The following is an 8316-nucleotide window of genomic DNA, read 5'->3' as shown; positions in this document are numbered from 1 at the left end:
CGCGGCCACTGCCCGCGCTCGCGGGTGCCGCCAGCGCCCGCTCCATCCGGGTGCGGCGGTCCGAGATCGCCGGGACGTGGGCCATGTTCTCCACCGGAACGGCCACCGTGACCTCCGGCGTCGCCCGGCCGTCGTCGGCGATGATCGTCACCGGGTGCGGCCCGCCGAGGAAGCGGGCGACCTCCTCAGGGGGCGAGACGGTGGCGGACAGGCCGATGCGCTGCGCCGGGCGCCCCAGGAGGTCATCGAGGCGTTCCAGGGACACGGCCAGGTGTGTGCCGCGCTTGGAACCGGCGAAGGAGTGGATCTCGTCGACGATGACCGTCTCCACCGTCCGCAGCGTCTCCCGCACGGCGCTGGTGAGCATGAGGTAGAGCGACTCCGGCGTCGTGATGAGGATGCTGGGCGGATGGCTGCGCAGCCGACGACGCTCCCGCGCGGGCGTGTCCCCCGAGCGAACCCCCACCGAGATCGGGCGGGTGGGGCCGACGGCGGAGATTCCCGCCAGCGGCCGGCGCAGGTTGCGCTCCACGTCCGCTCCCAAAGCCTTGAGCGGGGAGATGTAGAGGACCCGCACGCCGTCGGCCTCGGCCGGCGCTCGCCCTGACGCCGCCCCGGTCCCCTTCTCCTCCGCGGTCGGCTCCCGCCCCAGGCGGTCGATGGCTGACAGGAAGGACGCGAGCGTCTTGCCCGAACCGGTGGGGGCGATGACCAGGGCGTTCTCACCCCGGCCGATCGCGGCCCAGGCCCGCTCCTGCACAGGGGTGGGGCCGGCGGGGAAGGCGGTGAGGAACCAGGTGCGAGTGGCCGGGGAGAATCCTTCCCAGCCCGGCTCGTGCGGCCCCGCGATGGCAGGGTCCCCTACTGATTCGGTCACTGCCATCACCTCCTCCCGTCCGGTCTCACCGACCATCCTTCCACGAGGGTGTGACAGCAATTCCGGGGCCTGAGCATCGGGGCTAGCACTGGGGGAGCGGTGACGGTATCGCTCAGTTTCGCTCAGCGCGTGATGTTCTGAAAGAATGCCGCCGTGAGCTCCCGTACTCCCACCAAGTCTTCGTCGGCATCCTCCTCATCCGGCCAGCTCTCCGGGCTGGATCGGTTCTTCCACATCACCGAACGCGGTTCGAGCATCTCCCGAGAGATCCGTGGCGGCATCGTCACCTTCTTCTCGATGAGTTACATCCTCGTCCTCAACCCCGCAATCCTGTCCAAGGCGAGTCCCCCGGGAACCGAGGCCCAGCTCGCCGCCGGCACCGCTTTCGTCGCCGCGGTCATGACGATCCTCATGGGCGTCGTCGCCAACTACCCGATGGCCCTGGCCGCGGGCCTGGGGATCAACGCGATGGTCGCCTACACCCTCGTGGGCACCCAGGGCATGACCTACGCCGACGCCATGGGCCTCATCGTCATCGAGGGCATCATCATCCTCGTCCTGGTGCTCACCGGCTTCCGAGAGGCCGTCTTCAAGGCCGTCCCGGACCAGCTCAAGACCGCGATCTCGGTGGGCATCGGTCTGTTCATCGCGCTCATCGGCCTGGTGGACGCCAAGATGGTGCGCCGCGGCGGCACCCCCCTGGAGCTGGGCCTGGGCGGCTCCCTTCAGGGCTGGCCGGTCCTCGTCTTCCTCTTCGGCCTCTTCCTCATGGTGGTGCTCCACGTGCGCAAGGTCCGCGGCGCCATCCTCATCGGCATCGCCTCGGCCACGGTCCTGGCCATCATCATCGACGCCGTCGCCCACCTGGGCCCCTTCAACGACGACCCGGAGAAGGGTCCTCTCAACCTCACCGGCTGGTCCCTGTCCGAGCCGCACCTGGACGGCTTCCCGGTGGACCTGCCGAGCCTGTCGACGCTGGGTCACTTCAGCCTGCTGGGCAGTGTCCACAAGGTCGGCATCGTCTCAGTGATCCTCCTGGTCTTCTCCCTGCTGCTGGCCGACTTTTTCGACACGATGGGCACCATGGTCGCCATCGGCGCCGAGGGTGACCTGCTCGACGAGCACGGCAACCCGCCCAAGACACGCGAGATCCTCGTCGTCGACTCCCTGGCCGCTATCGCCGGTGGTGTCGGGGGCGTCTCCTCCAACACCTCCTACGTGGAGTCCGCCGCGGGCGTGGGGGAGGGGGCCCGCACGGGGCTGGCCTCCGTGGTCACCGGCTGCATGTTCGCCCTGTCCATGTTCTTCGCGCCGCTGGTCAAGATGGTTCCCTATGAGGCGGCCACCCCGGCGCTCGTGGTGGTCGGTTTCCTCATGATGATGCAGGTGACCGACATCGACTGGAAGTCCCCGGAGATCGCCCTGCCGGCCTTCCTGACCATCATCATGATGCCCTTCTCCTACTCGATCACCAACGGGATCGGGGCCGGCTTCGTGTCCTACCTGGTCGTCGAGGTGGCTCAGGGCCGGGCGCGGAGGATTCACCCGCTCATGTGGGTGGCCTGCGCGATGTTCGTCGTCTACTTCACCCTCGCCCCGATCAAGGCGATCCTCGGCGTCTCCTGACGAGAATCGACGGCCTCCGGCAGGCGCTCCGGAAGCGCCCTCTCGTTGGGTACCGACGGTGTGGATGTCCACATCTGCAGCAAAGGCTCTGAGCTGTCTCGCTCCTCCGGAAGCAGACCGCATGATTTCGCGGTTTCTGCTGGTGAGGTGAGTGGCGTCTAGTCCCCTTTGTTGCAGATGTGGACACTCTGTCCCCGGCTGCCGCCTCCGCTCCTCTTAACCCGCTCCTTACGCCCCGCTGCAGGTGGCCGTTTCGGGTAGATCGGCATCTATTGGGTGATGGTGAGTCGCACTGCACGAGTGCTGAACTGCTGTGTCCATGCAACGGACATGACCGGCTCTGTGGCCAGCGTCAGGAGTCAGGTTGGGCACCCCCATCATCACTGTGTAGGTCGTGCTGCGCCCGCACCGGATACTCCAAAACCCTAGAGATCAGAATAACTATCTTCTGACTTTGTCGCCCCATGATGTCAATGACGGGCAGTCGATTCGCTATCATGTAACCTACAGCAGAATGGTGGCCTGGAATCGTTGGGGATCCTTGTGATGCGTGAGATCGACATTAGCTCGTGTCCTTCCTTCGTTACTCGGGGGTGTTGGGGCCGTAAATCTTTTCGTAGGAAGCATCCAATGCTACGCTTCTGGTCTCGGATGGGGAGTGAATTCTGATGCTGACAAAAGTGCCCAGCGAGTAGAGACGCAATGAGGTATGTGATGGCAGTGTCCAGTCACTGTAGACCCCAGACATTCCTTCGATACTATCTGTAGTTCCGTAGATCTGCGAGAGTGTATTCCGATAGTATTCATGAATGCGGTGGGTGACGGTCGACGATTTGGAAATTAGAGCTATGTGGCATCGTGTGGTGAGTCCGAGTCTAATTCCGGTTACAACATTTCTATTGTCGATATCTAGGCTGATCGTGCCGGACCTTTCCCCATTGCTTACCGGAGTGCTGAAGAAGCGGGGGTCGTCTGGTGCATTGGACCATCCAAGCTGGTTGCAGAGTTTGAGGGCCTCATCGATGGTGATGGGCCAGGTATGTTCAATCCAAGTCCGAGCGATGGTGGCTGCCTGGTCTGGCGTGTATGCGTGGAATGGGATTCCGATAATCCGGCTGTAATCTAAAATGTTCGTCGATGTTCTCATTGGGTTTCCATTCGATTAGAGTGTGTCAATGTTTTGTTGGAGGTGCTGTATTGTCTTTGTTGTTAAGGCAAAAGGCTCAGCGGCAACCTGAGTAAGATCTGGCGACACAGTTTTTATCACCATAATGGTTAGTCTGGTTTGTCCGCGCTTTACTTTGTCCCATATATCGGAGTGGTCATGGAAGTACTGTGCGAAGCGGGGGTCGCTCAACATGTGATCACGGGTGTACGCTGGAGTTCCTTGTGGGGCGTTGCCTTCGTAAGTAGTCGGATGAGGTGTCCTGTCGAGTTCTGTGTCGACGCCTTGGTATTTAGGTATCACAATTTCGTCACCATTGGCGCTGATGGCCATTCCGTCGGCCCAGCCGTCGGGAGTGAGGATACTGCTGGTTGAAATATTTTCTGAAAGGAATTCGTCGGGTATGTGGTATCCCTGAGCGTGAAGATATGCTTCTCCTCCGAACTTGCCGATGCGAGTATCAATTTCGCGACAGTCGTTCCTAATGTCGCGGAGTCGCGTTGCTGACTCTCTGATGGACTCCGTGTCGAGCGGATCGTGTCCTTGCTGTCGTAACTTGTCGATTGCTTCTTCGTACTTGCTCGAGTAAATGAGATTCATGATGTGTTCATCATCACTGATTGAGTGGATTTGGTTCATCGTAATTCTCCCAGAATTGTTGTGGGTCTGAAACTCATTTGTGTTATGAGGTAAACTGCATTCGGTTTAGTTAGAGACAGAGTTTTGTGTGCCTGTGCGTAGTCTGGTTCCGTTAACGGGGCTGTTTTCATTGTCGCTGCTGATTCGGGTAGATGACGTCATTGTCTGGCGGGTGGGACCACCATCTCCGGTCTTGTAGGAATGAAAATATTGTTCAGGGAGTGGTCAATCATGTTCCGTGATGGAATGGATGAGCGCCATTCCTTGCTCTGTGGGTAGGTGATGAAAGGTTGATTGTGAATCTGGAGTCTCCGCATGACTTCACTTCTGTTGGAATTGATGCAACTGAACGATCTCAGAGATGAGAGTTAAGACCGAGTGAAAGTTCTCGGTGGGGGCGCTTTGGGTGCTTCTGCCTGATGACGGTGTTGTGGGTTCTGGTGCGGGTGGTCGGGTGTTCACCATTGGTTGAGGATGGTGGGGTAGGTGTCGGGGGTGCCGAAGGTGAAGATGGCGCCGTTGGCCACGGGAATGGTTCGGGTGGCTCGTTGGTAGTGGGGTGAGTCGGAGGCGAAGAACATCTTCCAGCCCGGCAGGTATCTGTAAGGCGGTGGGATGGGGGTGAATGGGATGTCTTCACGGGTTAGGGCTCCGATGACGCCGGGGGCGAAGATGCTGGCGGCGCTGTGCATAAGGGTGTCGGCCAGGTCCTCGCTGGCGTCCAGGGCGGCCCCGAGTGCCTCGCCGACCATCAGGTCCACGCTGGCGTCTCCAGGGTTGGGCATGTTGAAACTCAGTGTGAGCTTGTTGCCCTGGTTGATCTGTCCGGAGAAGGCCGGGGCGACGCCGAAGCTCTCACTTTCCCAGTCGACTTGGGCCTGCTGGATGCGTTGTAGGAAGCGGTCCTGGGTGATGGGTGGTGACTGCTCGGCTTCCTGGGGGCTGTCGGCGGTGGGGCGCCACAGGTCCAAGGAGGGGTGCAGGGGCCTGACCCGCTGAATCCACTCCCACACCCGACGCCCCTCCGATACCAGATCACCAAGAGCCTGCCGTTTGAAACTGAGGTCCCATCTCAAGGCTGCGTCCTTTATTGGAAGTACTGGGGGTACTCGAAGTAGGGGTCGTGTTCGCGGTGGTCGACCCACTGATCTATGACCTGCTGTTGTGTGATGCCAGGGGTGAGAACGGTGTGTCCGTCAAAGACGCTGGTGGTGAACCACAGCACTAGATTTGGGTCGGGGTTCAGTGAACGGACCCAGACAGCGATATTGGCCGCCTCCTCAAAATCTAATGCTCCATCAGCTGAGATGAGTTTATTGTCGCGAAAGTGACTGACGGTGACTGCCATGTCGTCGGGGTTGATGATGATGTCAACGTCAGTTTGTCGCTCACCCTCTCCCCAGCGTAGAACTCTGCTCCCAGGCCATTTTTTGTTGGCCTCGAAAAGGAATTTATTTCGGTCTATTATTGTTTGTGTTGCACTGAGTTCTGGAAACAGGAAACTAATGCTCATGGATTTCTCCGGGTTATGGAGTCATGGAATCGTGTGAACAGTTAAGGTGGTGCTTCTGTGATGACAGAGACGGTTCGTGTCTTATCCTCGACACCCGTCGAAATGTGCTGTTCCACATTCGCTCCACGCGCCGCGGTTGGTGTTAGTACTCAGGTGTGGTGGGTGGGCGTGCTCGACGGAGGTGTTGCGGGCCTCGTGTGCTGGTCGGTTGGTCACCATTGGTCGAGGATGGTGGGGTAGGTGTCGGGGGTGCCGAAGGTGAAGATGGCGCCGTTGGCCACGGGAGCAGTTCGGGTAGCTAGCTGGGTGGCGCGCTGGTAGTGGGGTGAGTCGGAGGCGAAGAACATCTTCCAGCCCGGAACGTAGTAGAAGGGGTAGGGGCCGTCCCGGTTGAGGTTTCTGGTGGGGTGGTCGCTTCGCGACAGTCCTCCGATGGTGTTGGGTGTGAAGGTGCTGGCGGTAGTGTGCATGAGAGCGTCGGCCAGGTTCTCGCTGGCGTCCAGGGCGGCCCCGAGAGCCTGACCAATCATGAGTCCGATGCTGGCGTCTGAGGGGTTGGGCATGTTGAAGCTCAGCTCGAGCTTGTTGCCTTGTCCTATCTGTCCGGAGAAGGCTGGGGCTAGGCCGAAGTCGGGGAAGTTGGAGGTGGCTTGGGCATCGCGGATGTACTGGAGGAGGTGGTCCTGGGTGATGGGTGGGGACTGTTCGGCTTCCTCGTGGCTTTCGGCGGTGGGGCGCCACAGGTCCAAGGAGGGGTGCAGGGGCCTGACCCGCTGGATCCACTCCCATACCCGACGTCCCTCCGAGACCGGGTCACCAAGCGTCCGCCACCTAAGGCTAAAATCCCATCTCATAAACAGTGTCCTCTCTAAAGAGGAGTGTTTGATGTTGAATTTTATGACTAACTTAGTTCGGGGGAGTAAATATCAATTCGATTTCAGGCGGAAACTTCCCCTTGTTCTGTTGGCGCCAGAGTTCGTCGAAGGTTTCTTTAGACCAGAATAGTTGGTGGGGTGTTCATGATTCTCCTGCCATGTGGGCGGGTGCTCTGGGGGAGGTCGTTACATCTCTCCTCCTTCATCGAAGTAGCGCTGCTCCGCCTCGGTCAGGTCTGTCATAGCGGGAGACTCGATAGATGCGTACAGAAGACCGCTGGTGGTGGCGATGACCACACTTGCTCGTGAGGGTAGGAGCCACTGCGTTGACGCGACCTCTGGGTCGGTTTCGGAGTCCCCTGCTCCGTATAGTGCGTTGAGTGTTTCGACGTAGGAGGCATAGATACTCTGGGTCATGGTCTGTATTTCGGGTGGAGTCTCCTCGGGAAGTCGGGTACTCATGCTGAAGTTAATTTTGGATGCTAGGGTGCTATTGGTGATATCGAGACCGATGAAGCCATCCTCTTCACCGTTGCTGACTGGGGTCGTGAAGAATCGGCCGTTGTCAGGGGCTGGTTTCCATCCGAACTGGTCTCGCAGGGCGAAGGCCTCGGTGAGAGGCATGGGCCACCTGTGCTCGGCAATGGCTCGGATGATCGTCACCCCTTGTTCCACTGGGTAGATTCGAAACTGTGAATATTTGGATCGTGTGGTGTGCACGTCTCACTCCTCTACGGGATCTTGTCGATAGCTTGCTGAAGCGCTTGCGTGACCTCTGGGGTCAGTGAGAAAGGTTGATCTTCGACGACGATCCTATCAGGTGTTTTCGTGTAAATCGTCTTGGCGTTCATCCTGATCTGACCACTCTTGACTCCCTCCCATACATCGGGGTGATCATGGAAGTACTGGGCGAAACGGGGGTCGCTCAACATGTGATCCCGGGCGTACGCCGGGGTTCCCTGGAGCGCCTTCCCTTCAAAGCGAGTCTCGACAGGATTCCGGCTCAGCTGCGCTGAGACGCCCTTGTACTCGGAGACGACCATCTCATCGCCGTTCGGCGATATAGCCATGCCATCCACCCAGCCGCCTGGTGCCGTACCGTTGTTGACGGCAACATTATCTGCGCGGAACTCCTCTGGAATATGATAACCCTGCTCAGTCAGATACTTCTCGCCCCCAGCCTCCCCGATTTTCGCTCCGGCATCGGTCAACTGCTTGTGAGTCTTTGAAGCCTCGTCGACTAGGGTGTCGAGTTGCTCAATTTCGCGGGCACTGTATCCTTCTCTTCTCAATTTTGGAATGGTTTTCTTCCTGAATTGTCGGCGGGTGAAGTCTGTGTTCGGATATTTCTTTGGAATGGCATCCTTTAGCCGTTTTCTTGAAGCGCGCTTAGCCTGCAGCACTGGCTCCCTTTGGCGGAAGAGCTCTGGAATGTCTTTGGCGTACCGGCCTGCGGCACTCGCTTCCTTGGCGGCGTAGTCGGCGCCGCGCAGGGCTCTGCCGCCGGGGAAGACGGCCATGGCGGCCAGGCCGCCGTCGGATCGCCCGGGTCTGGGGGTGCGCAGTCCAGGGTGGTGGAAGCCGTTGCGGGGGTTCCAGTCTGGGAGCCTGACGGCGCCGG

At 59.6% G+C, this 8316-nt stretch carries 8 protein-coding genes and 1 pseudogene; 1 reads left to right on the top strand and 8 read right to left on the bottom strand.

Annotation, left to right across the window (positions count from 1 at the left end):
• On the bottom strand, positions 1-883 hold an 883-nt coding region (locus RIV12_RS12815; protein ID WP_309324371.1), incomplete at its 3' end, for a DEAD/DEAH box helicase.
• Positions 884-1030: 147 nt separating this feature from the next.
• Here RIV12_RS12815 and RIV12_RS12810 point away from each other — a divergent pair.
• Positions 1031-2503, top strand: a complete 1473-nt coding sequence (locus RIV12_RS12810) for an NCS2 family permease (protein WP_309324369.1) — start codon at positions 1031-1033, stop codon at positions 2501-2503.
• Between the two features lie 583 nt (positions 2504-3086).
• Here the strand turns inward: RIV12_RS12810 and RIV12_RS13215 are convergent.
• The 7 genes and pseudogenes from RIV12_RS13215 to RIV12_RS12780 all read right to left on the bottom strand — a co-directional run.
• Entirely contained in the window at positions 3087-3650 is a 564-nt protein-coding gene (locus RIV12_RS13215) for a DUF6301 family protein (protein WP_428978948.1), read from the bottom strand.
• A gap of 15 nt (positions 3651-3665) precedes the next feature.
• Entirely contained in the window at positions 3666-4268 is a 603-nt protein-coding gene (locus tag RIV12_RS12805) for a hypothetical protein (RefSeq protein WP_309324366.1), read from the bottom strand.
• A 497-nt stretch (positions 4269-4765) separates the two neighbouring features.
• A complete protein-coding gene (locus tag RIV12_RS12800) occupies positions 4766-5383 on the bottom strand; it encodes a hypothetical protein (RefSeq protein ID WP_309324364.1) in 618 nt (205 codons plus the stop codon).
• A gap of 11 nt (positions 5384-5394) precedes the next feature.
• Positions 5395-5820, bottom strand: coding sequence for a hypothetical protein (locus RIV12_RS12795; protein ID WP_309324362.1), 426 nt, complete (start codon positions 5818-5820; stop codon positions 5395-5397).
• A gap of 212 nt (positions 5821-6032) precedes the next feature.
• Positions 6033-6674, bottom strand: a complete 642-nt coding sequence (locus RIV12_RS12790; RefSeq protein ID WP_309324360.1) for a hypothetical protein — start codon at positions 6672-6674, stop codon at positions 6033-6035.
• Positions 6675-6881: 207 nt separating this feature from the next.
• Positions 6882-7358, bottom strand: a complete 477-nt coding sequence (locus RIV12_RS12785) for a DUF6301 family protein (RefSeq protein WP_309324373.1) — start codon at positions 7356-7358, stop codon at positions 6882-6884.
• A gap of 68 nt (positions 7359-7426) precedes the next feature.
• Positions 7427-8316, bottom strand: a pseudogene (locus RIV12_RS12780) (hypothetical protein); the annotation flags it as partial.

Source organism: Actinomyces stomatis (assembly GCF_031292835.1).
Taxonomy (GTDB): Bacteria; Actinomycetota; Actinomycetes; order Actinomycetales; family Actinomycetaceae; genus Actinomyces; species Actinomyces stomatis.
This window is presented reverse-complemented; position numbering and strand designations above follow the sequence as displayed.

Bases quoted from the DNA above. Each gene is read 5' to 3' on its own strand.
- RIV12_RS12795 (WP_309324362.1), bottom strand. From the start codon at position 5,820: ATGAGCATTAGTTTCCTGTTTCCAGAACTCAGTGCAACACAAACAATA.
- RIV12_RS12805 (WP_309324366.1), bottom strand. From the start codon at position 4,268: ATGAATCTCATTTACTCGAGCAAGTACGAAGAAGCAATCGACAAGTTA.
- RIV12_RS12790 (WP_309324360.1), bottom strand. From the start codon at position 6,674: ATGAGATGGGATTTTAGCCTTAGGTGGCGGACGCTTGGTGACCCGGTC.
- RIV12_RS13215 (WP_428978948.1), bottom strand. From the start codon at position 3,650: ATGAGAACATCGACGAACATTTTAGATTACAGCCGGATTATCGGAATC.